Genomic DNA, 26,186 nt, shown 5'->3' on the forward strand with positions numbered 1-26,186 from the left:
ACGGCGCCTCTCGGGCCCGGTGGCACCACCCCCCAGGTCATCCGTTCGACAGGGGGGAACAGTCATGCCGGGCCCGGAGGCCAGCGGCCCTCTTGCAGGACCGCGAAGAACATAACGGGGGGCGTCGACGACAGCGAGGAGGAGAACAACATGAAGATCGAAAAGACCATGGGGGTGGGGGTCGAATGGCGTGTAGGCCTCTGTGCGTGGCCCACACGCCCCTCACACGCAACCAGTGCGCAAAAATGAGAAAGAGCGGGACCCAGTGAGACTGGGTCCCGCTCTTCACGTTGGGCATCTGCGCTGGTCAACCGCATGATTGTGCTGGTTGAGGCGTAGTGCCCCCGGCAGGATTCGAACCTGCGCACACGGCTCCGGAGGCCGTTGCTCTATCCCCTGAGCTACGGGGGCGGTGTCGGTGGCGCGGTGTGCGCGGCGACGGGTAGAACCCTACCAGCTTCGGAGGGGAGGTCAGGAACGGGTTTCCGGTGGGCTGGGCGGGGCGGGTTTGACCTGGGGGAGTGCGCACGGACGGGGTGGAAGTGGGGAAAACCCGGACGCGGCGGTGGGTGTCGACCTACTCTCAAGTTGTGCCAGGCGCGTCCGGCCGGGTGCTTGTTGTGGACGACAACAAGGTCATCCGGCAGCTGATCAGGGTCAATCTTGAGCTGGAGGGGCTTGAGGTGGTGACCGCGGCCGATGGTGCCGAGTGTCTGGATGTCGTTCACCAGGTGCGGCCGGATGTCATCACCCTCGATGTGGTCATGCCCCGGCTCGACGGCTTGCGTACCGCCGCTCAGCTCCGCAACGACCCCCGCACCCGGAACCTGCCCATCGCCATCGTCAGCGCCTGTAGCCAGTACGAGGTCGAGGCCGGGCTCGGTGTCGGTGTCGACGTCTTTCTCGCGAAGCCGTTCGAGCCCGTTGAGCTCGTGCGCATCGTGCGGGAGTTGATCGAGCGGCGCGCGGGGGGACAGCGGGGCGAGGCCGGTGGTGGTGGCGGGGACGTGGACGGGCCCGAGGACGGCTCCGAGGACGACTCCCAGTTCGGTATCGGTGGTGGTGGTACGACCACGTCTGTCGGTGGGACCGCGGGCTGAGCCCATGGGTCGGTGAGTCGGGTCGATGCCGCACCTCGCAGCCGACGCCGCACCTCGCATGAACCCCGGACCGCGGCGGCGCGGACCTGCGCCGTGCCGTACGTGGACTCCTCCCCTCCCTCCCGTCCGCATCCCGGACCTCCGCCAAACCGGCTCGCCTACCCACCCCCCTCCTCCCCTACGCTTGTCCCGTGACCCCCGCCGAGCTCTCCCGTACCGTGCTGCGCGCGGTGCGTCGTGCGGTGGAGGAGGGGGAGCTGAGCGTGGCGGTGCCGGCACGGGCCGTGGTGACGCCGCCGGGGCCCGGTGGGCGGGGGGACTACGCGACGAACATCGCGTTGCAGCTGGCCGGGCCCGCCGGGCGGCCGCCCCGGCAGGTCGCCGAGATCCTGCGCCCGCACATCAGCCGTACGGAAGGCGTCTCCGACGTCGAGATCACCGGGCCCGGTTTCCTCAACATCCACCTCGACGGGGCCGCGACCACGGCGCTCGTACGCAGCATCCAGCAAGGCGCCCAGCACGGCGGGCAACCTGGGTTCCAGCAGGCGTACGGGCACAGCGACAGCCTCCTCGGCGAAGTCGTCACCCTGCGCATCCCGTACGACATCCGCGCCGAAGTCGTCGCCGACGCCCTCGTGCGGATCATCGGTAGCCAAGGCGGCCGCGTCGAGGTCGAGCACGCCGAGCCCGTGAACCTGCGGCCCGTCCCGGCGCCGGAGGACCCCGCACCGCTGGGGCCCGACGCTGCCCGGTGGGCGTTGCTGTACCCCGCCGCCCACGACCGGCCCCGGATCTCCGCCGACCACCTCGTGCAGCGCGCGAGCAACTCCCTCTTCCGGGTCCGTTACGCCCATGCCCGCGCCCGAGCCCTCCACCGCAACGCCGCCGCCCTCGGCTTCACCAGCACCCCGGGTGACGTACGAGACGCGGGGGCGCGAGACGTCGTCACCACCCTGGCCGAATACCCCCAGGCCCTCGCGCACGCCGCCGCGCACCGCGCCCCCGACCGGCTGGCCCGGCACCTCGTCGCCGTCGCCGACGCCCTGCTCGCCTTCCAGAACACGGTGCTTCCACGTGGTGAGGAGAAACCCTCGGCCGCCCACCGTGCCCGGCTGGCCCTCGCCGAAGCCGCCGGGACGGTGCTGGCCGGCGGCCTGTCCCTGCTCGGCATCGACGCACCCGACCACCTCTGAGTACGCCCACGACCACTCTGAGTACGCCCACAGAGACCTCCGAGAGCCAATAGACCTCCGAGAGCCCGAAGAGCCAAGAGAGCTCGGAGAGCCCAGCGAGCTCAGAAAGCCAAGAGAGCCAAGAGAGCCCCGACACACCATGAGCCGTTCCGCACATCCCGCAGGGCCCCGTCACGCCGACGTCCTCCCCGAGGGCCATTACTCCGCCCCGCCCGCCGACCTCAACACCCTCGACCCCAAGGTGTGGGCACAGACCGTCAGCCGTGCCGCCGACGGTGTCGTCACCGTGGGCGGCATGGACGTCAAGACACTCGCCGAGGAGTTCGGCACGCCCGCCTACTTCGTCGACGAGGCCGACTTCCGGGCCCGGGCGCGGGCCTGGCGTACCGCCTTCGGGCACGATGCCGATGTCTTCTACGCCGGCAAGGCATTCCTCTCCCGCGCCGTCGTGCGCTGGCTGCACGAAGAGGGGCTGAACCTTGACGTGTGTTCCGGGGGCGAGCTCACCACCGCGCTCTCCGCCGGCATGCCCGCCGACCGCATCGCCTTCCACGGCAACAACAAGTCCACGGCCGAGATCCGTACGGCCATCGAGGCCGGTGTCGGGCGGATCGTGCTCGACTCCTTCCAGGAGATCGTGCGGGTCGCGCACGTGGCCCAGGAGCTCGGGACGCGGCAGCGGGTGCAGATCCGCGTCACGGTCGGAGTGGAAGCGCACACGCACGAGTTCATCGCCACCGCTCACGAGGACCAGAAGTTCGGCATTCCGCTCGCCGGGGGGCAGGCCGCCGAGGCCGTACGGCGTGCCCTTCAGCTCGACGGGCTCGAACTCATCGGCATCCACAGCCACATCGGGTCGCAGATCTTCGACACCTCGGGCTTCGAAGTCGCCGCTCACCGCGTGGTCGGGCTGCTGAAGGCGGTCCGGGACGAGCACGGCGTCGAGCTTCCCGAGATCGACCTCGGTGGCGGTCTCGGTATCGCGTACACGAGTGACGACGATCCGCGTGAGCCGCACGAGATCGCCAAGGCGCTGACCGAGATCGTCAGCCGCGAGTGCGAGCGGGCCCAGCTGCGCACTCCCCGTATCTCCGTCGAGCCGGGGCGCGCGATCGTCGGGCCGACCGCCTTCACGCTCTACGAGGTCGGCACGATCAAGCCGCTCGACGGGCTCCGTACGTACGTCTCCGTCGACGGCGGCATGTCCGACAACATCCGGACCGCGCTCTACGACGCCGAGTACAGCGTCGCCCTGGTCTCCCGGTCGAGTGACGCCGAGCCCATGCTCGTCCGCGTCGTCGGCAAGCACTGCGAGAGCGGGGACATCGTGGTGAAGGACGCGTTCCTGCCCGCCGACCTGGCACCGGGTGACCTCATCGCTGTGCCCGCGACCGGTGCGTACTGCCGTTCCATGGCCAGCAACTACAACCACGCGCTCCGCCCGCCCGTCGTCGCCGTCAACGAGGGTGAGGCCCGGGTGATCGTCCGCCGCGAGACGGAGGAGGACCTCCTGCGCCTCGATGTCGGCTGAACGAGCTGAACGAGCTGAACCAGCTGCACGACCTGCGCGTGACCGGGTGGAAGATCTCCTGTCTTCTCCCCCCAAGAAAATGAAATCAATGTCTCACGATCCGGACGGGAGGCAGAAACTCCCGTCCGGTGCGTGAGACTGGTCCCACCGTATTCGGTATGTGAGGAAACGAGGTCGGATGATGCGTACGCGTCCGCTGAAGGTGGCGCTGCTGGGCTGTGGGGTTGTCGGCTCAGAGGTGGCGCGCATCATGACGACGCACGCCGACGACCTCGCCGCCAGGATCGGCGCCCCGGTGGAGTTGGCCGGGGTGGCGGTACGGCGGCCCTCCAAGGTGCGTGAGGGCATTCCCGCCGAGCTCGTCACCACCGACGCCACCGCGCTCGTCAAACGCGGGGACATCGACGTCGTCGTGGAGGTGATCGGGGGCATCGAGCCCGCGCGCACCCTCATCACCACCGCCTTCGAGTACGGCGCGTCCGTCGTGTCCGCCAACAAGGCGCTGCTCGCCCAGGACGGCGCCGCCCTGCACGCCGCCGCCGAGGACCACGACGCGGACCTCTACTACGAGGCCGCCGTCGCCGGTGCCATCCCGCTGATCCGCCCGCTGCGCGAGTCGCTCGCCGGCGACAAGGTCAACCGGGTGCTGGGGATCGTCAACGGCACCACCAACTTCATCCTCGACAAGATGGACAGCACGGGGGCCGGATACCAGGAGGCCCTCGACGAGGCCACCGCGCTCGGGTATGCCGAGGCCGACCCCACCGCCGACGTCGAGGGGTTCGACGCCGCCGCCAAGGCCGCCATCCTGGCCGGGATCGCCTTCCACACGCGCGTACGGCTCGACGACGTCCACCGCGAGGGCATGACCGAGGTCACCGCCGCCGACTTCGCCTCCGCCAAGGCGATGGGCTGCACCATCAAACTGCTCGCCATCTGTGAGCGGGCCGAGGACGGCGCCTCCGTGACCGCCCGTGTGCACCCCGCCATGATTCCGCTCACCCACCCCCTCGCCTCCGTGCGCGGCGCGTACAACGCCGTGTTCGTCGAGTCGGACGCCTCCGGGCAGCTCATGTTCTACGGGCCGGGCGCGGGCGGCGCCCCCACCGCGTCCGCCGTGCTCGGGGACCTGGTCGCCGTGTGCCGTAACCGGCTCAACGGCGCGACCGGGCCCGGCGAGTCCGCGTACGCCGCCCTTCCGGTGTCGGGCATGGGTGACGTCGTCACGCGCTATCACATCAGCCTCGACGTCGCCGACAAACCGGGTGTTCTCGCCCAGGTCGCCACCGTTTTCGCTGAGCACGGTGTCTCCATCGATACGGTGCGCCAGCAGGGCAAGGACGGCGAGGCCTCTCTCGTCGTCGTCACCCACCGCGCGTCCGACGCCGCCCTGGGCGGGACCGTCGAGGCGCTGCGCAAGCTCGACACCGTGCGGGGTGTCGCCAGCATCATGCGGGTTGAAGGAGAGTAACCAGCAATGACCCACCAGTGGCGCGGAATCATCGAGGAGTACCGGGACAGGCTGCCGGTCTCCGACACCACGCAGGTCGTGACGCTCCGCGAGGGCGGTACGCCGCTCGTGCCCGCGCAGGTGCTCTCCGAGCGCACGGGCTGTGACGTTCATCTCAAGGTGGAGGGCGCGAACCCGACCGGTTCCTTCAAGGACCGCGGGATGACGATGGCCATCACCCGGGCCAAGGAGGAGGGCGCGAAGGCCGTCATCTGCGCGTCGACCGGCAACACCTCCGCCTCCGCCGCCGCGTACGCCGTACGGGCCCGGATGGTGTCCGCCGTGCTCGTCCCGCAGGGCAAGATCGCGCTCGGCAAGATGGGCCAGGCCCTCGTGCACGGCGCGAAGATCCTCCAGGTCGACGGCAACTTCGACGACTGCCTCACCCTCGCGCGTGAACTGTCCGACAACTACCCGGTGGCACTGGTCAATTCGGTCAACCCGGTGCGTATCGAGGGTCAGAAGACGGCCGCGTTCGAGATCGTGGACATGCTCGGCGACGCTCCCGACATCCATGTGCTGCCGGTGGGCAACGCGGGCAACATCACGGCCTACTGGAAGGGCTACAAGGAGTACGCGGCCGACGGGATCGCCGGGCGCACCCCGCGCATGTGGGGTTTCCAGGCCTCCGGCTCCGCCCCGATCGTGCGCGGCGAGGTCGTCAAGGACCCGTCGACCATCGCCACCGCGATCCGTATCGGCAACCCCGCGTCCTGGCAGTACGCGCTGGCGGCCAGGGACGAGTCGGGCGGTTTCATCGACGAGGTGACGGACCGTGAGATCCTGCGCGCCTACCGGCTGTTGGCCGCCCAGGAAGGCGTCTTCGTTGAGCCCGCGTCCGCCGCGTCCGTGGCCGGTCTGCTGAAGGCCGCCGAGCAGGGCAAGGTGGACCCCGGCCAGACCATCGTGTGCACGGTCACCGGCAACGGCCTCAAGGACCCCGACTGGGCGGTCGCCGGCGCCCCCCAGCCGGTCACGGTCCCCGTGGACGCGGCGACGGCGGCCGAGCGCCTCGGCCTCGCGTAGGACGCCGGGCCCCAAGGTCCAAGGAGAGCGTCTTCCCCGCGTGCGACCGCGCACGGTGCCCGTGCGCCGCGCGGAACCGCGCAGGACACCACGCTCTGGCGCAAGTGAGGGCACGCCCGGGCACTCCCGGGGGATAACCCCGCATGGCACCCGACAAGGGGGGCACAGGGGGCTTACGACACGCATCGTGCGCCTCCCGTGCGCCCTATGTCGCCACAGAACCTTCCTTCGATAGGCTGTACCGAACCCGCCCGCCGCATATGCCGCGGTGCCGCGTCGTCGACAGTGATCCCCGGGTCCCGTCTACAGCGGCCTCAAGGGTCTTCCGTACGCATCGAGTGTCCTCGACCTTCGACAAACTCGCAGCTCAAGCTCAAGGAGAGTCATCGAGCGATGGCCGGTCCAGCGTTCCGCGCCGCCGCCGTCCGGGTGCGCGTCCCCGCCACCAGCGCCAACCTCGGCCCGGGCTTCGACGCCCTCGGCCTGTCGCTGGGCCTCTACGACGACGTGGTCGTCCGGGTGGCCGACTCCGGCCTGCACATCGACATCGCGGGCGAGGGCAGCGAGACCCTCCCACGTGACGAGAGTCACCTCCTCGTCCGCTCCCTGCGTACCGCCTTCGACCTGCTCGGCGGACAGCCCCGCGGCCTCGAAATCGTCTGCGCCAACCGCATCCCGCACGGACGCGGCCTCGGTTCCTCCTCGGCGGCCATCTGCGCCGGCATCGTCGCCGCGCGCGCCGTGACCATAGGCGGCGACTCCCGGCTCGACGACACCGCGCTGCTCGAACTGGCCACCGAGATCGAGGGGCACCCGGACAACGTCGCGGCCTGTCTGCTGGGCGGCTTCACGCTCTCCTGGATGGAGGGCGGCGCCGCGCGGGCCATCAGGATGGAGCCCGCCGATTCCATCGTTCCGGTGGTTTTCGTACCGGGGAAGCCGGTACTGACGGAGACGGCCCGCGGACTGCTCCCGCGCACCGTCCCGCACGTCGACGCCGCCGCCAACGCGGGCCGTGCGGCCCTGCTCGTCGAGGCGCTGACCAGGCGCCCCGAGCTGCTGCTGCCCGCCACCGAGGACCGGCTGCACCAGGAGTACCGCGCCCCGGCCATGCCGGACAGCGCCGCCCTGGTGGAGCGGCTGCGGGCTGATGGAGTCCCCGCGGTGATCTCCGGCGCCGGACCGACGGTCCTCGCGCTGGCCGACGGCGACAGCGCCGACAAGGTGGCCCACCTGGCCGGCGAGGGCTGGGCCGCCAACCGGCTGGAGCTCGACGCCCAGGGAGCGAGCGTGCTCCCCCTTGCCACCTGACACACGGTTGCCGGATTTCGAGAGGGGGAATGTTTGTTGGATCCGGTAGTGTTAACCTCAAGTCTGCACCCGACCCCACCATGGCGAGGTGCTTCGTGTCCCCGTCCGGGACGACTTTTCTTCCGGGAGCTTCCCAAATCGCACCGTGTCTCGTCCGTCACGCAGTATGTCGTACGCAGGCACTGAGCGATCTGCCGAGCACGCTCCGGAATCGGCGTGACCGAGCCGTGTGACACAGCCACTCAGTGCCACGGCCCAGGGAAGCGCTGAATCATCAGAGATCACCTCCGCCGCCTTTGGCGGACCACCGCCCCGGCACGGTCCACACAGCAAGGACCGAAGCCGGACAGCACAACCGGTCGCCGAGCCAGACAGGCCGACGTCCGCTCCAGGGAAGGACCCTTCGTGAGCGACACCACCGATCTGATGGGCGCACGTGTCGAGGAGACCGCTGCCGCGCCCGCCACGGACGCCTCCGCGCCTGCCAGCGGTGCCGGCTCCCGGCGGCGCCGCGGTACCGGCCTTGAGGGCATGGTGCTGGCCGAGCTGCAGCAGGTCGCATCCGGCCTCGGCATCAGGGGCACCGCGCGGATGCGCAAGAGCCAGCTGATCGAGGTCATCAAGGAGGCGCAGGCGGCCGGGGGTGCCCCGGCGAAGGCCGACGCAGCCACCGAGACCAAGCCGAGGCGCCGCGCCACCTCGAAGGCGCGTACAGGCGAGAACGCTTCCGCCGAGGCCGAGGCTCCCGCCGACAAGAGGGCCGAGAAGGCCACGAAGGCCGCCACGGCCGAGGCGCCCGCCGAGCAGGCCGTGGCCCAGCAGCAGATCGAGATCCCCGGCCAGCCGCAGCCGGCGAGCGAGGACGCGCCCACCGAGCGCCGCCGCCGTCGCGCCACCGCCGAAGCCGGCAGCCCCGAGACGGTCGCTGCCGAGGCCAAGAGCGAGCCGAAGGGCGAGAGCCCGGCCCAGGCGCAGCCGCAGGGCGACGCCGGTGACCAGGGCGGCGAGGGCCGTCAGGGTCGCCGTGACCGCCGCGAGCGCGGCCGGGACCGCGACCGGGACCGCGACCGCCGCGGCAAGGGCGACGACCAGCAGGGCGGCCAGCAGCAGCGCGGCCAGCAGCAGGGTCAGCAGGGCGGCAGCCGTCAGCAGCGGGGCGACGAGGACGGGGACGACTTCGAGGGCGGCCGCCGGGGCCGTCGCGGGCGCTACCGCGACCGCCGTGGCCGCCGTGGCCGCGACGACATCGCCGAGCCGCAGCTCGCCGAGGACGACGTCCTGATCCCGGTCGCGGGCATCCTGGACATCCTCGACAACTACGCCTTCATCCGCACCTCGGGCTACCTGCCGGGCCCGAACGACGTGTACGTCTCCCTCGCCCAGGTCCGCAAGAACGGCCTGCGCAAGGGCGACCACGTCACCGGTGCGGTCCGTCAGCCGAAGGAGGGCGAGCGCCGCGAGAAGTTCAACGCGCTGGTCCGCCTGGACTCCGTCAACGGCATGGCGCCCGAACACGGCCGTGGCCGCCCGGAGTTCAACAAGCTGACGCCGCTTTACCCGCAGGACCGCCTGCGCCTGGAGACGGACCCTGGTGTCCTGACCACCCGCATCATCGACCTCGTCTCGCCCATCGGCAAGGGCCAGCGCGGTCTGATCGTGGCCCCGCCGAAGACCGGCAAGACCATGATCATGCAGGCGATCGCCAACGCCATCACGCACAACAACCCCGAGTGCCACCTGATGGTCGTCCTCGTCGACGAGCGTCCGGAAGAGGTCACCGACATGCAGCGGTCGGTCAAGGGCGAGGTCATCTCCTCGACCTTCGACCGCCCGGCCGAGGACCACACCACGGTCGCCGAGCTCGCCATCGAGCGCGCCAAGCGTCTGGTGGAGCTGGGCCACGACGTCGTCGTCCTGCTCGACTCGATCACCCGTCTGGGCCGTGCGTACAACCTGGCCGCGCCCGCCTCCGGCCGCATCCTGTCCGGTGGTGTCGACTCGACCGCGCTGTACCCGCCGAAGCGCTTCTTCGGCGCGGCGCGCAACATCGAGGACGGCGGCTCGCTCACCATCCTCGCCACCGCCCTGGTGGACACCGGGTCCCGCATGGACGAGGTGATCTTCGAGGAGTTCAAGGGCACCGGCAACATGGAGCTCAAGCTCGACCGGAAGCTCGCCGACAAGCGCATCTTCCCGGCGGTGGACGTCGACGCGTCCGGTACGCGCAAGGAAGAGATCCTGCTCGGCAACGAGGAGCTCGCCGTCGTCTGGAAGCTGCGCCGGGTGCTGCACGCGCTCGACCAGCAGCAGGCGATCGAGCTGCTGCTCGACAAGATGAAGCAGACCAAGTCGAACGTCGAGTTCCTGATGCAGATCCAGAAGACGACGCCGACGCCGGGCAACGGCGACTGATCGCTTCGCGGACCGAACGGACCGAACGGGCCGAACGGAACCGAACGGACCGAATGGACCGAACCACTGGGGGTGCCCTCGTCGCGAGGCGCCCCCAGCGGCGTTGTGCGGGAGATGTTGGCCACAAGAATCTCGATCGGTACCGGTTTACGGCCCGTACGACCAGTACGACCTGTTCGGGTGAAACCGCAGGTGGGCCCGCCCTCACCGGAACGGCCGATCACCCACTGTGCCGACGCGTCCACGCGGTGGGCACAGTTCCATGTGCAACCCTTTCTCCCGGTCTGCCGTCTGACCGGGCAGACCAGGCCCGAGCCTGACAGCAGGGGGCAATCGACCCGCAAGAGGACCGAGGAGCACATGTCCGCCGAGATCACGCCGGAACCCGGCCCCCCGGACACGACCGGCACCACGGGCCCCCGCCACCGCGGGCCGAGGGGCAGGGGGAGCAAGGCGCTCCGGGTCACCGCCTGGACCGCCGCGGGCATCCTCGTACTCGGCGGCACCGGCTTCGGTTACCTGTACGTCAAGCTCAACGGCAACATCAAGAGCGTCGACATCAACCAGGCCCTCGGCACCGACCGGCCCCAGAACGTCGACAACGGCTCGCAGGACATCCTCGTCCTCGGCTCCGACAGCCGCTCGGGCGGCAACGAGAAGCTGGGCGGCGGCATCGACGACGGCAGCGCCCGCTCGGACACGGCGATGATCGTGCACGTATACGAGGGCCACCAGAAGGCCGCCGTGGTCTCGATACCCCGTGACACCCTCGTCGAGCGCCCCGAGTGCACCGACACCCACGGCACGAACCGTCCGGCCGCCCAGAACGTGATGTTCAACTCCGCGTACTCGACCGGGGGCGCGGCCTGCGCGGTGAAGACCGTCGAGTCCATGACCGGCATCCGCATGGACCACTACGTCGAGGTCGACTTCGCCGGCTTCCAGAAGCTCATCGACGAGCTCGGCGGTGTCGAGATCACCACGACCAGGAATATTGACGACCCCAACAGCCGCCTGAGTCTGAAGGCCGGCACACACACCCTGAACGGCCGGCAGGCCCTCGGCCTCGTCCGCACCCGGCACGGCGTCGGCGACGGCTCGGACCTCGGCCGCATCCAGCTCCAGCAGGCGTTCATCAAGGCTCTCGTCAAGCAGGTCAAGGACATCGGCGTCCTGTCCAGCCCGAAGCGGCTGTACGACCTCGCCGACACCGCCACCCGCACCGTCACCACCGACTCCGAGCTCGGCTCCGTCACGAACCTGGCGTCCTTCGCGAGCGGCCTCAAGGGCATCACCGCCTCGCAGATGACCATGGTCACGATGCCGGTCCAGTACGACCCCGCGGACCCCAACCGTGTCCTGATGGACAAGCCCAAGGCCGACCTCGTATGGAAGGCCCTGAAGGCCGACAGGCCGATCCCGAGGTCGGCGACAAAGGACACGGCGACGGGCGGCGCGCAGGGCGTGGTGGAGTCGTCCTGAGGGGCGCCTGGTCTTGTGTGGGGGACACCCAGGTTCAGGTCTTTTGAGGGGCGCGGGGCTGTGTCGATGTGCGGCTCCGCCGCGTGGGCGCGACAAGCCACAAACAACCCGCACACGCCCACGGTGACAACGTGGCACCCCCTGAGGCGCCCCATCCCAGCCGCAAGGGAATACACGGCGGCAACCCCCGGTTTGGGCGTATGGACCCAGTCCTGGCAGACTGGACCGTCGGCTCCGGTTCACGCCCCCGCACCCCGCGGCAGCGACCCGGCGCCCTCCCGAAACTAGGAGACACCCTTGAAGCGCGACATCCACCCCGAGTACGTCGAGACGCAGGTCAGCTGCACCTGTGGCGCGTCGTTCACCACCCGTAGCACCATCCCCACCGGCGCGATCCGTGCGGACGTCTGCTCCGAGTGCCACCCGTTCTACACGGGCAAGCAGAAGATCCTCGACACCGGTGGCCGCGTGGCCCGCTTCGAGGCCCGCTTCGGCAAGGCTGCCGCTGCCAAGAAGTAGCGACCTCACAGCGCCGGTCCTTGGTGCCCCTTCGGGGGCTCCGGGACCGGCGTTTTGCGGTAGCAGCAGCCCCACTTATTCGTCGTACGCACGTCCCCGGGCTCAAGATGGGAGCGGGGGACAGTTCAGGGAGCCGGAGATGTTCGAGGCGGTCGAGGAACTGGTCGGCGAGCACGCCGACCTGGAGAAGAAGCTCGCCGATCCGTCGGTCCACGCGGACCAGGCGGCCGCGCGCAAGCTGAACAAGCGTTACGCCGAGCTGAGCCCGATCATCGCCACGTACCGCTTCTGGAAGTCGACCAACGACGACATCGACACGGCGCGCGAACTCGCCGCCGACGACCCGGACTTCGCCTCCGAGGTCAAGGAGCTGGAGAAGCTGCGCGAGGAGCTGACGGACAAGCTGCGCTTCCTGCTGATCCCGCGCGACCCCAGCGACGACAAGGACGTCATCCTGGAGATCAAGGCGGGCGCGGGCGGCGACGAGTCCGCCCTGTTCGCCGGTGACCTGCTGCGCATGTACCTGCGGTACGCCGAACGCGCCGGATGGAAGACCGAGATCATCGACGCCACCGAGTCCGAACTCGGCGGCTACAAGGACGTCCAGGTCGCCGTGAAGACCAAGGGCGGCCAGGCCCCCGAGCCCGGACAGGGCGTGTGGGCGCGGCTGAAGTACGAGGGCGGGGTGCACCGTGTGCAGCGGGTGCCCGCCACCGAGTCCCAGGGCCGTATCCACACCTCCGCGGCCGGTGTGCTGGTCACGCCCGAGGCGGAGGAGATCGACGTCGAGATCAACCCGAACGACCTTCGCATCGACGTCTACCGGTCCTCCGGCCCCGGCGGACAGTCCGTCAACACCACCGACTCCGCGGTGCGCATCACGCACCTGCCCACCGGAGTCGTCGCCTCCTGCCAGAACGAGAAGAGCCAGTTGCAGAACAAGGAGCAGGCGATGCGTATCCTGCGCTCCAGGCTGCTCGCGGCGGCCCAGGAGGAGGCGGAGAAGGAGGCCGCCGACGCCCGCCGCAGCCAGGTCCGTACCGTCGACCGCTCCGAGAAGATCCGCACGTACAACTTCCCGGAGAACCGCATCTCGGACCACCGCGTCGGCTTCAAGGCGTACAACCTGGACCAGGTCCTGGACGGCGACCTGGACGCGGTGATCCAGGCGTGCGTGGACGCGGACTCGGCCGCGAAGCTGGCAGCGGCGTAAGGACCCCTTGAGGCACGTACGAGGACCAGACGGAGGACTTGCGTGAACCTGCTGCTCGCAGAGGTGGCCCAGGCCACCCAGCGGCTGGCCGATGCCGGCGTGCCCTCGCCGCGCAACGACGCGGAGGAACTCGCCGCGTTCGTGCACGGCGTGAAGCGGGGCGCGTTGCACTCCGTGAAGGACTCGGACTTCGACGCCCGGTACTGGGAGGTCATCGCGCGCCGTGAGCAGCGGGAGCCCTTGCAGCACATCACCGGGCGGGCCTTCTTCCGGTACCTGGAACTCCAGGTCGGGCCGGGCGTGTTCGTGCCCCGCCCCGAGACCGAGTCCGTGGTCGGCTGGGCGATAGACGCCGTACGGGCCATGGACGTCGTCGAGCCGTGCATCGTCGACCTGTGCACCGGCTCCGGCGCCATCGCGCTCGCGCTCGCGCAGGAGGTGCCGCGTTCCCGGGTGCACGCCGTGGAGCTGTCCGAGGACGCCCTGGTGTGGACCCGCAAGAACATGACCGGATCGAGGGTCGACCTGCGTCAGGGAAACGCCCTGGACGCCTTCCGCGACCTCGACGGCCAGGTCGACCTGGTCATCTCCAATCCTCCGTACATCCCGCTGACGGAATGGGAGTACGTCGCTCCCGAGGCGCGGGACTACGATCCCCAGCTCGCCCTGTTCTCCGGTGAGGACGGCCTGGATCTGATTCGGGGCATCGAGCGCACCGCGCACCGCCTGCTGCGGCCCGGCGGTGTCGTCGTGGTCGAGCACGCGGACACCCAGGGCGGCCAGGTGCCGTGGATCTTCACCGAGGAGCGGGGCTGGGCCGACGCGGCCGACCACCCCGACCTCAACAACCGGCCGCGTTTCGCGACCGCACGCAAGGCGCTGCCGTGAGCACGCCACCGACTTCAGTCCAGCAGTATGTGTACGAGGAGGCTCGCTAGATGGCACGGCGATACGACACCAACGACGCGACCGACCGCGCGACGGGTCTGCGCGAGGCCGCCTCCGCAGTCCGCCGTGGCGAGCTGGTGGTCCTCCCCACCGACACCGTGTACGGCGTGGGCGCCGACGCGTTCTCCTCGGAGGCCGTGGCCGATCTGCTGGAGGCCAAGGGGCGCGGCCGCAACATGCCCACCCCCGTCCTCATCGGCTCCCCGAACACGCTGCACGGCCTCGTCACGGACTTCTCCGAGATGGCCTGGGAGCTCGTCGACGCCTTCTGGCCGGGCGCGCTCACGCTGGTCGCCAAGCACCAGCCCTCCCTCCAGTGGGACCTCGGGGACACCCGGGGCACGGTCGCCGTGCGCATGCCCCTGCACCCGGTCGCGATCGAGCTGCTGACGGAGACCGGCCCGATGGCGGTGTCCTCGGCGAACCTGACCGGACATCCCGCGCCGGAGGACTGCGACGCCGCGCAGGAGATGCTCGGCGACTCCATCTCCGTCTATCTGGACGGCGGCCCGACCCCGGGCAACGTGCCGTCCTCGATCGTCGACGTCACGGGCAAGGTGCCGGTGCTGCTGCGTGCGGGCGCCCTGTCGGCGGACGAGCTGCGCAAGGTCGTACCCGACCTTGAGGTGGCGAATTGACGGCCCCTGACACGGGGCGTGGCATAGGGAACGGGGAACGTGCGGCGGAGATCACGACGACATTCGTCGGGCTCCCGCGTGACCGCTTCCGCATCCTCCACGTCAGCACCGGCAACGTGTGCCGCTCGCCCATCACCGAGCGGCTGACCCGGCATTACGTGAGCCAGCGGCTCGGCGTCCTGGGCGGCGCGCTGATCGTCGAGAGTGCCGGCACCTGGGGTCACGAGGGCGCGCCCATGGAGGCCAACGCCGAGGCGGTCCTCGCGGATTTCGGCGCGGACGCCACCGGCTTCGTGGGCCGCGAACTCCTGGACGAGCACGTCATCCGCGCCGACCTGGTCCTCACCGCGACCCGGGACCACCGCGCCCAGGTCATCTCCATGGGCCACTCGGCGGGCCTGCGCACCTTCACCCTGAAGGAGTTCACCCGCCTCGTCCGCGCGATAGACCCCGCCACGCTGCCCCCGCTGGAGGACGGCCTGGTCGCGCGTGCGCGGGCGCTGGTGCGGGCCGGGGCGGCGCTGCGCGGCTGGCTCCTCGCGCCGACTGCGGAGGCGGACGAGGTGTACGACCCGTACGGGGCGCCGCTGCCGTTCTTCCGCTCGGTGGGGGACGAGATACACCAGGCGCTCGATCCGGTGGTGACGGCGCTGACGGGGGTCCCCGCGCGGACCTGAGGCCGCCGTCCGCGGAGGTACCGGGGTGTACCGGGTTGGACGCGACACCGGGCGCCCCAGGGTGCACAGCTCTACATTGGTTCTCAGCGGGCCTGCCGAAGGCCGGTGCGCTACCCAGTGGAGCGCTGACGCCCGGAGTCCACCATGTCGGTCATACCCACGCTCGAAGCGGACGTCCTGCGCCGGCAGGACCCGGAACTCGCCGAGGTCCTGCTCGGCGAGCTGACCCGGCAGTCGACGACACTGCAACTCATCGCCGCCGAGAACTTCACCTCGCCGGCCGTGCTCGCGGCCCTCGGGTCGCCGCTCGCCAACAAGTACGCGGAGGGCTATCCCGGGGCGCGCTATCACGGCGGATGCGAGATCGTCGACGTGGCCGAGCGGATCGCCGTCGAGCGCGCGAAGGCGCTGTTCGGTGCCGAGCACGCCAATGTGCAGTCGCACTCGGGATCGTCGGCCGTCCTCGCCGCGTACGCCGCGCTGCTGAGGCCCGGGGACACCGTTCTCGCCATGGGGCTGCCCTTCGGGGGGCATCTGACGCACGGGTCGCCCGCCAACTTCTCCGGGCGCTGGTTCGACTTCGTCGGGTACGGCGTCGAGGCCGAGTCGGGGCTCATCGACCACGACCAGGTGCGCACCCTGGCCCGTACCCACCGGCCCAAGGCCATCGTGTGCGGGTCCATCTCCTATCCGCGTCACATGGACTACGCCTTCTTCCGCGAGGTCGCCGACGAGACCGGCGCCTTTCTCATCGCCGACGCCGCCCACCCCATGGGGCTCGTCGCCGGGGGAGCGGCACCCTCCCCGGTGCCGTACGCAGACATCGTCTGCGCCACCACGCACAAGGTGCTGCGCGGCCCCCGCGGCGGCATGATCCTTTGCGGGGGCGATCTCGCGGAGCGCGTCGACCGGGCGGTGTTCCCGTTCACACAGGGCGGCGCCCAGATGCACACCATCGCCGCCAAGGCCGTCGCGTTCGGTGAGGCGGCGACACCGGCTTTCGCGGCGTACGCCCATCAGGTCGTCGCCAACGCCAGGGCGCTCGCCCGGGGACTGGCCGACGCGGGGCTCGTCGTCACCACCGGCGGCACCGACACCCACATGGTGATCGTCGACCCCGGGCCGCTCGGCGTCGACGGCCGCACCGCGCGAGGGCGGCTGGCCGCGGCCGGTATGGTCCTCGACACCTGTGCGCTGCCTCACGGTGACGCCCGTGGTCTGCGGCTCGGCACGGCGGCGCTGACCACGCAGGGCATGGGCGAGGCGGAGATGGCCCGGATCGCCGTCCTGGTCGCGGCGGTGCTGCGCGAGGAGGTCGAAGGAAGGCAGGCGCGTGAAGAAGTACGGGAGCTGACCGGGAGATTTCCGCCGTACCCGGAGTGAGAAAGCGCACGAGAGGGGCTGATATGTCCAGGAACGTCCCCCTCGTATACCGGCCGAGGTGGGGTAGGCGCACCACCATGCACAGCCACACGTGCAACCATCGTCGCTACCCGGAAGTCCCCAACCATATGCGCGCGTCGCTAGGGTGTGGGGCTGAGATGGCCAGCGAGACCTGTGGGGAAGCCTGTGCGTGAATACCTGCTGACACTCTGCATCACGGCCGCGGTGACGTATCTGCTGACAGGGCCGGTACGGAAGTTCGCGATCGTGGCGGGTGCCATGCCGGCGATCCGCGCGCGCGACGTCCACCGAGAACCCACGCCCCGGCTCGGCGGTATCGCCATGTTCTTCGGGCTGTGCGCGGGCCTGTTGGTCGCCGACCACCTCACCAACCTCAGCGAGGTCTTCGAGAACTCGAACGAACCGCGCGCCCTGCTCTCCGGCGCCGCGCTGATCTGGCTCATCGGCGTCCTGGACGACAAGTTCGAGATCGACGCGCTGATCAAGCTGGGCGGCCAGATGATCGCCGCGGGCGTCATGGTCATGCAGGGTCTGACGATCCTGTGGCTGCCCATCCCCGGCGTCGGCAACGTCGCGCTGACCCAGTGGCAGGGCACGCTGCTCACGGTCGCCCTCGTCGTCATCACCATCAACGCCGTCAACTTCGTGGACGGCCTCGACGGGCTCGCCGCGGGCATGGTGTGCATCGCGTCCGCGGCGTTCTTCATGTACGCGTACCGCATCTGGTACAGCTACGGCATCGAGGCCGCCGCCCCGGCCACCCTCTTCGCGGCCATCCTCATGGGCATGTGTCTGGGCTTCCTGCCGCACAACATGCACCCCGCCCGGATCTTCATGGGCGACTCCGGCTCCATGCTCATCGGGCTCGTCCTGGCCGCGGGCGCCATCTCCGTCACGGGGCAGATCGATCCCGACGCCATGAACCTGTTCTCGGGTTCGGAACGCAACACGGTCCACCAGACCGTCCCCGTCTACATCCCGCTGCTGCTGCCGCTGACGATCATCGCGATCCCCGCCGCCGACCTGGTGCTGGCGATCGTGCGGCGCACCTGGCGCGGCCAGTCCCCGTTCGCCGCCGACCGCGGCCACCTGCACCACCGCCTGCTGGAGATCGGCCACTCGCACAGCCGGGCGGTGCTGATCATGTACTTCTGGTCCGCGCTGATCGCCTTCGGCGCGCTGGCGTACTCGGTGAACTCGGCCTCGATGTGGATCGTCCTCGGCGTGGCCGCGCTCAGCTTCGTCGGACTGGTGCTGCTCCTGCTGCCCCGCTTCACGCCGCGCGCCCCGCGCTGGGCCGAGGCCTTCGTGCCCCCGCGGTACCGCCGCCGGCGCCCTGAGGAGGCCGCGGTCGTGGCACCGGCCGCGTCGAGTCCCGCGTACGCGACGGAGGACGCCGTGGAGCCCGTCGAGCAGCGGACCCCTCTCGTCGCGGGGGCCGCACGCCGCCTCAACGGCGCCACCGCGCTCGGTGCCCGCTCACGCCTCCTGGACCGACGTAAGGCGGAAACCTCGCGCTGACGCGAAGGTAAGAATCTGACTAACTCTTGACTCGAAGCCCAAGGCGCAAAGCGCCCTAATACCAGACAAGTGGGCGCGGTTTTTGCACGGACGCGCGGCTTCACCCTCATGTGTGACACCTGGCACCCCGATCAGGTAAAGACCTCATCAAATAGTTTGTGATACGGTTCACGAGAACCCGGGACAGAGCCGGAGGGCCGCAGTGCGACGGTCCTCGGCGGGGGATTCTCCCTCACACCCCCGGGCTACGCTCGTCCATGACGACACCTGCCCCCTTCACTGAGCGGAGTTGCCGCCATGCCGTCCAATGACGTCCGGATCCTGCTGCAGGCCGCCGTGCCCACGCTCGCCGTGGGCGCGATCGCTGCCGTCGTCAGCGGTGTGGTCGTCGGCGGCAAGGGTGCGGTCGGGGCCGTCGTGGCCGCGGTGATCACGATCCTCTTCATGGGAATCGGGCTCTACGTTCTGCAGCGCACCGCCAAATCCCTGCCGCAGCTGTTCCAGATGATGGGTCTGATGCTCTACGCGGCGCAGATCCTGCTGCTGTTCGTTTTCCTGAGCGTGTTCAAGAACACCACGCTGTTCCACCCCAGGGCCTTCGCGATCACCCTCATCGCCACCACGCTCGCGTGGATCGCCGCCCAGACGCGGGCCCATATGAAGGCCAAGATCCTCTATGTCGAACCCGATTCCTCCGCGGGCAGCAAGCCCGAAAAATCGGGGCACTCGTCGTGAGAGGTAGGGCCGGGATAAGTGTGTGTGCGAAGTCCTGCTATCGTCCGGTGCCAACTGCGGCATCGCGGGCGCGGGCATCTGAGCTGACGCCTGCTCAATCGCGAGGCTTGATGCCCCCCAGCCGCCCTCACATCCGTAACACCAGTCCGGTGCCGATCCGCGGCTGCGCGCCGCGCCGACACAACGAGGTTGCCGTACCCATGCGTCATGCCGAAGGAGTCCGCGGTGAGTGCTGACCAGACCCAGCTCGCCTTTGACTGGAGCTGTCGGGTCATGTCCGACAACGGCTGCGGCTTCCCGGCCCCGGGCCTGCACTCGTTCCTCTTCAAGCCGATCGCCACGGTCGGCGGGTTCGAGTTCAACAAGGTGATGCTGCTCGCGCTCATCACCACCCTCCTGGTGGTCACCTTCTTCACCCTTGCCTTCGGCAAGGCGAAGGTGGTGCCGGGCAAGCTCCAGATGATCGGCGAGGCCGGCTACGACTTCGTGCGCCGCGGCATCGTCTACGAGACCCTCGGTAAGAAGGAGGGCGAGAAGTTCGTCCCCCTGATGGTCTCGCTGTTCTTCTTCATCTGGATCATGAACATCTGGTCCGTGATCCCGCTGGCCCAGTTCCCGGTCTCCTCGATCATCGCGTACCCGTTCGTGCTGGCAGGCATCGTCTACGTGGTGTGGGTCTCGCTGACCTTCAAGCGGCACGGTTTCGTCGGCTTCTTCAAGAACGTCACCGGCTATGACAAGGAACTCGGCCCGGTTCTGCCGCTCGTGATGGTCATCGAGTTCTTCTCGAACCTGCTGGTCCGCCCCTTCACGCACGCGGTCCGGCTCTTCGCGAACATGTTCGCCGGTCACCTGATGCTGGTGATGTTCACGGTCGCCTCCTGGTACCTGCTGAACAGCTGGCTGATCCCGGCCGCCGGTGTCTCCTTCATCATGACCATGGTCATGATCCTCTTCGAGCTTTTCGTGCAGGCCGTCCAGGCGTACGTGTTCGTGCTCCTCGCCTGCTCGTACATTCAGGGCGCTCTCGCCGAGCACCACTGAGCACCCCCACCCACCCCTGATCGTCCGGTGGCCAACTCCCACCGGTCCGTAAAGAGAAGGAAGAATCAGCATGGCTGCCACTGAGACCCTCGCCGCCGTCACTGGCAACATCGGTTCCATCGGGTATGGCCTTGCCGCCATCGGCCCCGGCGTCGGCGTCGGCATCATCTTCGGTAACGGCACCCAGGCCCTGGCCCGCCAGCCCGAGGCCGCCGGTCTGATCCGTGCCAACCAGATCCTGGGCTTCGCCTTCTGTGAGGCGCTCGCCCTCATCGGCATCGTCATGCCGTTCGTCTACGGATGATCGAGCCCTGACGAGCGAACCTTTCAACGGAAGGCACTGATGTGATCGCCAACCTGGTACAGCTGGCGGCCGAGGAGAAGCAGAACCCGCTTGTCCCGCCGGGCCCCGAGCTGCTCGTGGGCACCATCGCCTTCGCCATCGTGTTCTTCTTCTTCTGGAAGAAGCTGCTCCCGAACATCAACAAGGTTCTGGAAGAGCGCCGCGCGGCGATCGAAGGCGGTATCGAAGAGGCCGACGCCATGAAGGTCGAGGCCCAGAGCGTGCTTGAGCAGTACAAGGCTCAGCTCGCCGAGGCCCGGCACGAGGCCGCGCGTCTGCGCCAGGAGGCGCAGGAGCAGGGCGCCGCGCTCATCGCCGAGATGCGCGCGGAGGGCCAGCGGCAGCGTGAGGAGATCATCGCCGCCGGCCACTCCCAGATCGAGGCCGACCGCAAGGCCGCCGCGTCCGCGCTGCGCCAGGACGTCGGCAAGCTCGCCACCGAACTGGCCGGCAAGCTCGTCGGCGAGTCCCTTGAGGACCACGCCCGGCAGAGCCGCGTGATCGACCGCTTCCTCGACGGGCTCGACGACGCCGCATCGAAGGCCGAGGCCGCGCGATGAACGGAGCGAGCCGCGAGGCACTGGCAGCCGCACGTGAGCGTCTCGACGCGCTGACGGACTCCACGTCCGTGGACGCGGCGCAGCTCGCCGACGAGCTGGCCGCCGTCACCGCGCTGCTCGACCGCGAGGTCAGCTTGCGTCGGGTCCTCACCGACCCGGCGCAGGCCGCTGACGCCAAGGCCGACCTGGCCGGACGCATCTTCGGCGGTCAGGTCAGCGGCGCCGCGTCCGACCTGGTGTCCGGCACCGTGCGCTCCCGCTGGTCGCAGTCGCGCGACCTGGTGGACGCGCTGGAGGAGCTGGCCGACACGGCCGACCTCACCGCGGCCCAGAAGGCGGGCGCGCTCGACGACGTCGAGGACGAGCTGTTCCGGTTCGGCCGGATCGTCTCTTCGAACACCGAGCTGCGGGCCGCCCTGACCAACCGGTCCGCGAACGCCCAGGCCAAGAGCGAGCTGCTGCGCAGCCTGCTCGGCGGTCGCGCCAACGTGGCGACCGAGCGTCTGGTGACGCGCCTGGTGACCGCTCCGCGTGGACGTAGCCTGGAGGCGGGACTCGAATCCCTGTCCAAGCTCGCCGCCGAGCGCCGGGACCGACTGGTGGCCACCGTCACCTCCGCGGTTCCGCTGAACGACCGGCAGAAGCAGCGCCTGGGCGCCGCCCTCGCGAAGCTCTACGGCCGTCAGATGCACCTCAACATCGACGTGGACCCCGAGGTCCTCGGCGGAATCCGGGTGCAGGTCGGCGACGAGGTCATCAACGGCTCCATCGCGGACCGGCTGGAAGACGCCGGCCGTCGCATGGCGAGCTAGCGGCGACGCGGCAACTCAAGAGCAGTACGTACTTATTACGGCCCTGGTTGGGCCGTGCAGAAGAATCCTGGGGGTCGCCCCCAGACCCCCAAAGTGAAACTTCGGGCCCAACAAGGAGAGCAGGGAACCCAGATGGCGGAGCTCACGATCCGGCCGGAGGAGATCCGGGACGCGCTGGAGAACTTCGTCCAGTCGTACAAGCCGGACGCGGCCTCGCGCGAGGAGGTCGGTACGGTCACCCTTGCCGGCGACGGCATCGCGAAGGTCGAGGGTCTTCCCTCGGCCATGGCCAACGAACTGCTGAAGTTCGAGGACGGCACCCTCGGCCTCGCGCTGAACCTGGAAGAGCGCGAGATCGGCGCCATCGTCCTCGGTGAGTTCAGCGGCATCGAGGAGGGGCAGCCGGTCTCCCGCACCGGCGAGGTGCTGTCCGTCCCGGTCGGCGACGGCTACCTCGGCCGCGTGGTCGACCCCCTCGGCAACGCGATCGACGGCCTCGGCGAGATCGAGACCACCGGCCGCCGCGCCCTTGAGCTGCAGGCCCCCACGGTCATGCAGCGCAAGTCGGTGCACGAGCCGATGGAGACCGGCTACAAGGCCGTCGACGCGATGACCCCGATCGGCCGTGGCCAGCGCCAGCTGATCATCGGTGACCGCCAGACCGGCAAGACCGCCCTGGCCGTCGACACGATCATCAACCAGCGCGACAACTGGCGCTCGGGCGACGTGAACAAGCAGGTCCGCTGCATCTACGTCGCCATCGGCCAGAAGGGCTCCACCATCGCGTCGGTCCGCCGCGCGCTGGAGGAGAACGGCGCGCTGGAGTACACGACCATCGTCGCCGCCCCGGCGTCCGACCCGGCCGGCTTCAAGTACCTGGCGCCGTACACCGGTTCGGCCATCGGCCAGCAGTGGATGTACGAGGGCAAGCACGTCCTCATCATCTTCGACGACCTCTCGAAGCAGGCCGACGCCTACCGCGCCGTGTCCCTGCTGCTGCGCCGCCCGCCGGGCCGCGAGGCCTACCCCGGTGACGTCTTCTACCTGCACTCCCGGCTGCTGGAGCGCTGCGCGAAGCTCTCCGACGACATGGGCAAGGGCTCGATGACGGGTCTGCCGATCGTCGAGACCAAGGCCAACGACGTCTCGGCGTTCATCCCGACCAACGTCATCTCCATCACCGACGGCCAGTGCTTCCTGGAGTCGGACCTCTTCAACGCCGGTCAGCGTCCCGCGCTGAACGTCGGTATCTCCGTCTCCCGAGTCGGTGGTTCCGCCCAGCACAAGGCGATGAAGCAGGTCTCCGGCCGTCTGCGCGTGGACCTCGCCCAGTTCCGTGAGCTGGAGGCGTTCGCCGCCTTCGGTTCCGACCTGGACGCCGCGTCGAAGGCGCAGCTGGAGCGCGGTCAGCGCATGGTCGAGCTGCTGAAGCAGAACCAGTACCAGCCGATGTCCACCGAGGACCAGGTCGTCTCCGTGTGGGCCGGCACCACCGGCAAGATGGACGACGTGCCGGTCGCCGACATCCGCCGCTTCGAGAGCGAGCTGCTGGAGTTCCTGCACCGCAAGGAGCAGAGCCTCATGACCTCCATCAAGGAGGGCGGCAAGATGTCGGACGACACCCTCACCGCTGTCGCCGACGCGATCGCCGAATTCAAGAAGCAGTTCGAGACCTCGGACGGCAAGCTTCTCGGCGAGGACGCCCCGGCCGCCGCCAAGTGACGTAAGGAAGGACCTGACTCATGGGAGCCCAGCTCCGGGTCTACAAGCGTCGCATCCGATCCGTCACCGCGACCAAGAAGATCACCAAGGCGATGGAGATGATCGCCGCCTCGCGCGTCGTCAAGGCGCAGCGCAAGGTGGCGGCCTCCACGCCGTACGCGCAGGAACTGACCCGCGCGGTCACGGCGGTCGGCACCGGTTCGAACACCAAGCACCCGCTGACCACCCAGGCCGAGACGGTCACCCGGTCCGCGGTGCTGCTCCTGACGAGCGACCGCGGTCTGGCCGGCGCGTACAACTCCAACGTCATCAAGGCGGCGGAGAAGCTGACGGCGCGCCTGGAGACCGAGGGCAAGCAGGTCGACGTGTACATCGTCGGCCGGCGCGGTGTGGCCCACTACAACTTCCGTGAGCGCAAGATCACGGAACAGTGGACCGGCTTCACCGACGAGCCTTCGTACGCCGACGCCAAGAAGGTCGCGGCGCCCCTGATCGAGGCCATCGAGCAGGCGACGGCGGACGGCGGTGTGGACGAACTCCACATCGTCTACACCGAGTTCGTCTCGATGATGACGCAGAACGCGGTCGAGGCCCGACTGCTTCCGCTGAGCCTCGACGAGGTCGCGCAGGAGTCGTCCGCCAAGGGCGAGATCCTGCCGCTGTACGACTTCGAGCCGTCGGCGGAGGACGTCCTCGACGCCCTGCTGCCGCGCTACGTCGAGAGCCGGATCTACAACGCGCTGCTCCAGTCGGCCGCTTCCAAGCACGCCGCCACCCGTCGTGCGATGAAGTCGGCCACCGACAACGCGGGAGAGCTCATCGAGAACCTCTCCCGGCTTGCCAACGCGGCCCGCCAGGCCGACATCACCCAGGAAATCAGCGAGATCGTCGGTGGCTCCGCAGCCCTTGCCGACGCGACCGCGGGGAGTGACAAGTAATGACGACCACTGTTGAGACGGCCACGGCTACGGGCCGCGTCGCCCGGGTCATCGGCCCGGTCGTCGACGTGGAGTTCCCCGTCGACGCGATGCCCGACATCTACAACGCCCTGCACGTCGAGGTCAGCGACCCGGCGCAGGACGGTGCGAAGAAGACGCTGACCCTTGAGGTCGCCCAGCACCTGGGCGACGGCCTGGTCCGCACCATCTCCATGCAGCCCACCGACGGTCTGGTCCGCCAGGCCCCGGTGACGGACACCGGCTCGGCCATCTCCGTCCCGGTCGGCGACTTCACCAAGGGCAAGGTGTTCAACACCCTCGGTGAGGTGCTCAACGTCGACGAGCAGTACGACGGCGAGCGCTGGCCGATCCACCGCAAGGCCCCGAACTTCGACGAGCTTGAGTCGAAGACCGAGATGTTCGAGACCGGCGTCAAGGTCATCGACCTGCTGACCCCGTACGTCAAGGGCGGCAAGATCGGTCTGTTCGGCGGCGCCGGCGTCGGCAAGACGGTGCTCATCCAGGAGATGATCTACCGCGTCGCCAACAACCACGACGGTGTGTCGGTGTTCGCCGGTGTCGGTGAGCGCACCCGTGAGGGCAACGACCTCATCGACGAGATGAGCGAGTCGGGCGTCATCGACAAGACCGCGCTGGTCTTCGGTCAGATGGACGAGCCCCCGGGCACCCGTCTGCGCGTGGCGCTGGCCGGTCTGACCATGGCGGAGTACTTCCGCGATGTGCAGAAGCAGGACGTGCTGTTCTTCATCGACAACATCTTCCGCTTCACCCAGGCCGGTTCCGAGGTGTCGACCCTGCTCGGCCGTATGCCCTCCGCGGTGGGCTACCAGCCGAACCTGGCCGACGAGATGGGTCTCCTCCAGGAGCGCATCACCTCGACCCGCGGTCACTCGATCACCTCGATGCAGGCGATCTACGTCCCCGCCGACGACCTGACTGACCCGGCCCCGGCCACCACCTTCGCCCACCTCGACGCGACGACGGTTCTGTCCCGTCCGATCTCCGAGAAGGGCATCTACCCGGCCGTGGACCCGCTGGACTCCACGTCCCGCATCCTGGACCCGCGCTACATCTCGGCGGACCACTACAACGCGGCCATGCGCGTGAAGAGCATCCTTCAGAAGATGAAGGACCTCCAGGACATCATCGCGATCCTCGGTATCGACGAGCTCGGCGAGGAGGACAAGCTCGTCGTCCACCGTGCCCGTCGCGTGGAGCGCTTCCTGTCCCAGAACACCCACGTCGCCAAGCAGTTCACCGGCGTCGACGGGTCGGACGTGCCGCTGGACGAGTCGATCACCGCGTTCAACGCGATCATCGACGGTGAGTACGACCACTTCCCGGAGCAGGCGTTCTTCATGTGCGGTGGTCTTGAGGACCTGAAGAAGAACGCGAAGGAACTCGGCGTCTCCTGAAGCCGGGCTCCGACGAGCAGTACCTCTGTGCGTGAGGGGGACGGACCGTACCTCATGGGGTGCGTCCCGTCCCCCTCCGTACGCCCTCTAGAATTGACCCAACACCCGGCA

General features: G+C 69.1%; 23 protein-coding genes and 1 tRNA gene. 23 read left to right on the top strand and 1 reads right to left on the bottom strand.

Annotated elements, in window-relative coordinates:
- Positions 1-339: 339 nt before the first annotated feature.
- Positions 340-411 (bottom strand) — tRNA-Arg (locus IE262_RS34875).
- A 179-nt stretch (positions 412-590) separates the two neighbouring features.
- Between IE262_RS34875 and IE262_RS34880 the strand changes: the two genes are divergently transcribed.
- The 23 genes from IE262_RS34880 to atpD all read left to right on the top strand — a co-directional run bounded on the left by IE262_RS34880 (position 591) and on the right by atpD (position 26,075).
- Positions 591-1,100 (top strand): response regulator, encoded by a 510-nt coding sequence (locus IE262_RS34880; RefSeq protein WP_229877816.1) that lies wholly within the window; start codon positions 591-593, stop codon positions 1,098-1,100.
- Between the two features lie 191 nt (positions 1,101-1,291).
- Entirely contained in the window at positions 1,292-2,293 is a 1,002-nt protein-coding gene (nrtL, locus tag IE262_RS34885; protein WP_189879446.1) for an ArgS-related anticodon-binding protein NrtL, read from the top strand.
- Between the two features lie 139 nt (positions 2,294-2,432).
- Positions 2,433-3,824: a diaminopimelate decarboxylase gene (lysA, locus tag IE262_RS34890; protein ID WP_189879448.1), complete on the top strand. Its 1,392-nt coding sequence runs from the start codon at positions 2,433-2,435 to the stop codon at positions 3,822-3,824.
- Positions 3,825-4,002: 178 nt separating this feature from the next.
- Complete coding sequence (locus tag IE262_RS34895; protein WP_189879450.1) at positions 4,003-5,295, top strand: homoserine dehydrogenase; 1,293 nt, start codon at positions 4,003-4,005, stop codon at positions 5,293-5,295.
- Between the two features lie 6 nt (positions 5,296-5,301).
- Positions 5,302-6,360, top strand: coding sequence for a threonine synthase (thrC, locus tag IE262_RS34900; RefSeq protein ID WP_152862329.1), 1,059 nt, complete (start codon positions 5,302-5,304; stop codon positions 6,358-6,360).
- Between the two features lie 393 nt (positions 6,361-6,753).
- The gene (gene thrB / locus IE262_RS34905; protein WP_189879452.1) at positions 6,754-7,671 is read left to right on the top strand and encodes a homoserine kinase; all 918 of its coding nucleotides are present in this window, start codon (positions 6,754-6,756) and stop codon (positions 7,669-7,671) included.
- 405 nt (positions 7,672-8,076) lie between these two features.
- Positions 8,077-10,083 (top strand): transcription termination factor Rho, encoded by a 2,007-nt coding sequence (gene rho / locus IE262_RS34910; RefSeq protein WP_189879454.1) that lies wholly within the window; start codon positions 8,077-8,079, stop codon positions 10,081-10,083.
- Positions 10,084-10,443: 360 nt separating this feature from the next.
- Positions 10,444-11,565 (top strand): LCP family protein, encoded by a 1,122-nt coding sequence (locus IE262_RS34915; protein WP_189879456.1) that lies wholly within the window; start codon positions 10,444-10,446, stop codon positions 11,563-11,565.
- A gap of 297 nt (positions 11,566-11,862) precedes the next feature.
- Positions 11,863-12,084, top strand: a complete 222-nt coding sequence (gene rpmE / locus IE262_RS34920) for a 50S ribosomal protein L31 (protein WP_189879458.1) — start codon at positions 11,863-11,865, stop codon at positions 12,082-12,084.
- Between the two features lie 139 nt (positions 12,085-12,223).
- Positions 12,224-13,297, top strand: coding sequence for a peptide chain release factor 1 (gene prfA, locus IE262_RS34925; RefSeq protein ID WP_134029896.1), 1,074 nt, complete (start codon positions 12,224-12,226; stop codon positions 13,295-13,297).
- Positions 13,298-13,339: 42 nt separating this feature from the next.
- Entirely contained in the window at positions 13,340-14,185 is an 846-nt protein-coding gene (prmC, locus tag IE262_RS34930) for a peptide chain release factor N(5)-glutamine methyltransferase (protein WP_134029899.1), read from the top strand.
- 50 nt (positions 14,186-14,235) lie between these two features.
- Positions 14,236-14,883: an L-threonylcarbamoyladenylate synthase gene (locus IE262_RS34935; protein WP_134029902.1), complete on the top strand. Its 648-nt coding sequence runs from the start codon at positions 14,236-14,238 to the stop codon at positions 14,881-14,883.
- On the top strand, positions 14,880-15,560 hold the full coding sequence (locus IE262_RS34940; RefSeq protein ID WP_134029905.1) for an arsenate reductase/protein-tyrosine-phosphatase family protein: 681 nt from the start codon (positions 14,880-14,882) through the stop codon (positions 15,558-15,560). The genes IE262_RS34935 and IE262_RS34940 overlap by 4 nt, the downstream gene beginning before the upstream one ends.
- A gap of 144 nt (positions 15,561-15,704) precedes the next feature.
- Positions 15,705-16,943: a serine hydroxymethyltransferase gene (gene glyA, locus IE262_RS34945; protein ID WP_189879461.1), complete on the top strand. Its 1,239-nt coding sequence runs from the start codon at positions 15,705-15,707 to the stop codon at positions 16,941-16,943.
- Between the two features lie 186 nt (positions 16,944-17,129).
- Positions 17,130-18,485 (top strand): MraY family glycosyltransferase, encoded by a 1,356-nt coding sequence (locus IE262_RS34950; RefSeq protein WP_189879463.1) that lies wholly within the window; start codon positions 17,130-17,132, stop codon positions 18,483-18,485.
- A gap of 297 nt (positions 18,486-18,782) precedes the next feature.
- Positions 18,783-19,220, top strand: a complete 438-nt coding sequence (locus IE262_RS34955) for a Cg1360 family ATP-synthase-associated protein (RefSeq protein WP_134029914.1) — start codon at positions 18,783-18,785, stop codon at positions 19,218-19,220.
- Positions 19,221-19,445: 225 nt separating this feature from the next.
- A complete protein-coding gene (gene atpB, locus IE262_RS34960) occupies positions 19,446-20,264 on the top strand; it encodes a FoF1 ATP synthase subunit A (protein ID WP_506005236.1) in 819 nt (272 codons plus the stop codon).
- Positions 20,265-20,334: 70 nt separating this feature from the next.
- Positions 20,335-20,568 (top strand): ATP synthase F0 subunit C, encoded by a 234-nt coding sequence (gene atpE, locus IE262_RS34965; RefSeq protein ID WP_189879464.1) that lies wholly within the window; start codon positions 20,335-20,337, stop codon positions 20,566-20,568.
- Between the two features lie 41 nt (positions 20,569-20,609).
- Entirely contained in the window at positions 20,610-21,167 is a 558-nt protein-coding gene (locus tag IE262_RS34970) for a F0F1 ATP synthase subunit B (protein WP_189879466.1), read from the top strand.
- Entirely contained in the window at positions 21,164-21,979 is an 816-nt protein-coding gene (locus IE262_RS34975; RefSeq protein ID WP_134029920.1) for a F0F1 ATP synthase subunit delta, read from the top strand. The genes IE262_RS34970 and IE262_RS34975 overlap by 4 nt, the downstream gene beginning before the upstream one ends.
- A 132-nt stretch (positions 21,980-22,111) precedes the next feature.
- Positions 22,112-23,701, top strand: coding sequence for a F0F1 ATP synthase subunit alpha (atpA, locus tag IE262_RS34980; protein ID WP_134029923.1), 1,590 nt, complete (start codon positions 22,112-22,114; stop codon positions 23,699-23,701).
- Positions 23,702-23,721: 20 nt separating this feature from the next.
- The gene (locus IE262_RS34985; protein ID WP_189879468.1) at positions 23,722-24,639 is read left to right on the top strand and encodes a F0F1 ATP synthase subunit gamma; all 918 of its coding nucleotides are present in this window, start codon (positions 23,722-23,724) and stop codon (positions 24,637-24,639) included.
- Positions 24,639-26,075: a F0F1 ATP synthase subunit beta gene (gene atpD / locus IE262_RS34990; RefSeq protein WP_189879470.1), complete on the top strand. Its 1,437-nt coding sequence runs from the start codon at positions 24,639-24,641 to the stop codon at positions 26,073-26,075. Before IE262_RS34985 ends, atpD begins: the two co-directional genes overlap by 1 nt.
- Positions 26,076-26,186: the final 111 nt, after the last annotated feature.

This window comes from Streptomyces bluensis (assembly GCF_014650715.1).
Taxonomy (GTDB): domain Bacteria; phylum Actinomycetota; class Actinomycetes; order Streptomycetales; family Streptomycetaceae; genus Streptomyces; species Streptomyces bluensis.

Excerpts from the sequence above, each read along its gene's own strand:
- atpE (WP_189879464.1), top strand. The coding sequence starts at position 20,335 with ATGGCTGCCACTGAGACCCTCGCCGCCGTCACTGGCAACATCGGTTCC.
- IE262_RS34955 (WP_134029914.1), top strand. The coding sequence starts at position 18,783 with ATGCCGTCCAATGACGTCCGGATCCTGCTGCAGGCCGCCGTGCCCACG.
- IE262_RS34985 (WP_189879468.1), top strand. The coding sequence starts at position 23,722 with ATGGGAGCCCAGCTCCGGGTCTACAAGCGTCGCATCCGATCCGTCACC.
- IE262_RS34895 (WP_189879450.1), top strand. The coding sequence starts at position 4,003 with ATGATGCGTACGCGTCCGCTGAAGGTGGCGCTGCTGGGCTGTGGGGTT.
- thrC (WP_152862329.1), top strand. The coding sequence starts at position 5,302 with ATGACCCACCAGTGGCGCGGAATCATCGAGGAGTACCGGGACAGGCTG.
- prfA (WP_134029896.1), top strand. The coding sequence starts at position 12,224 with ATGTTCGAGGCGGTCGAGGAACTGGTCGGCGAGCACGCCGACCTGGAG.
- glyA (WP_189879461.1), top strand. The coding sequence starts at position 15,705 with ATGTCGGTCATACCCACGCTCGAAGCGGACGTCCTGCGCCGGCAGGAC.
- atpD (WP_189879470.1), top strand. The coding sequence starts at position 24,639 with ATGACGACCACTGTTGAGACGGCCACGGCTACGGGCCGCGTCGCCCGG.
- lysA (WP_189879448.1), top strand. The coding sequence starts at position 2,433 with ATGAGCCGTTCCGCACATCCCGCAGGGCCCCGTCACGCCGACGTCCTC.
- IE262_RS34975 (WP_134029920.1), top strand. The coding sequence starts at position 21,164 with ATGAACGGAGCGAGCCGCGAGGCACTGGCAGCCGCACGTGAGCGTCTC.
- IE262_RS34915 (WP_189879456.1), top strand. The coding sequence starts at position 10,444 with ATGTCCGCCGAGATCACGCCGGAACCCGGCCCCCCGGACACGACCGGC.
- atpA (WP_134029923.1), top strand. The coding sequence starts at position 22,112 with ATGGCGGAGCTCACGATCCGGCCGGAGGAGATCCGGGACGCGCTGGAG.
- thrB (WP_189879452.1), top strand. The coding sequence starts at position 6,754 with ATGGCCGGTCCAGCGTTCCGCGCCGCCGCCGTCCGGGTGCGCGTCCCC.
- IE262_RS34935 (WP_134029902.1), top strand. The coding sequence starts at position 14,236 with ATGGCACGGCGATACGACACCAACGACGCGACCGACCGCGCGACGGGT.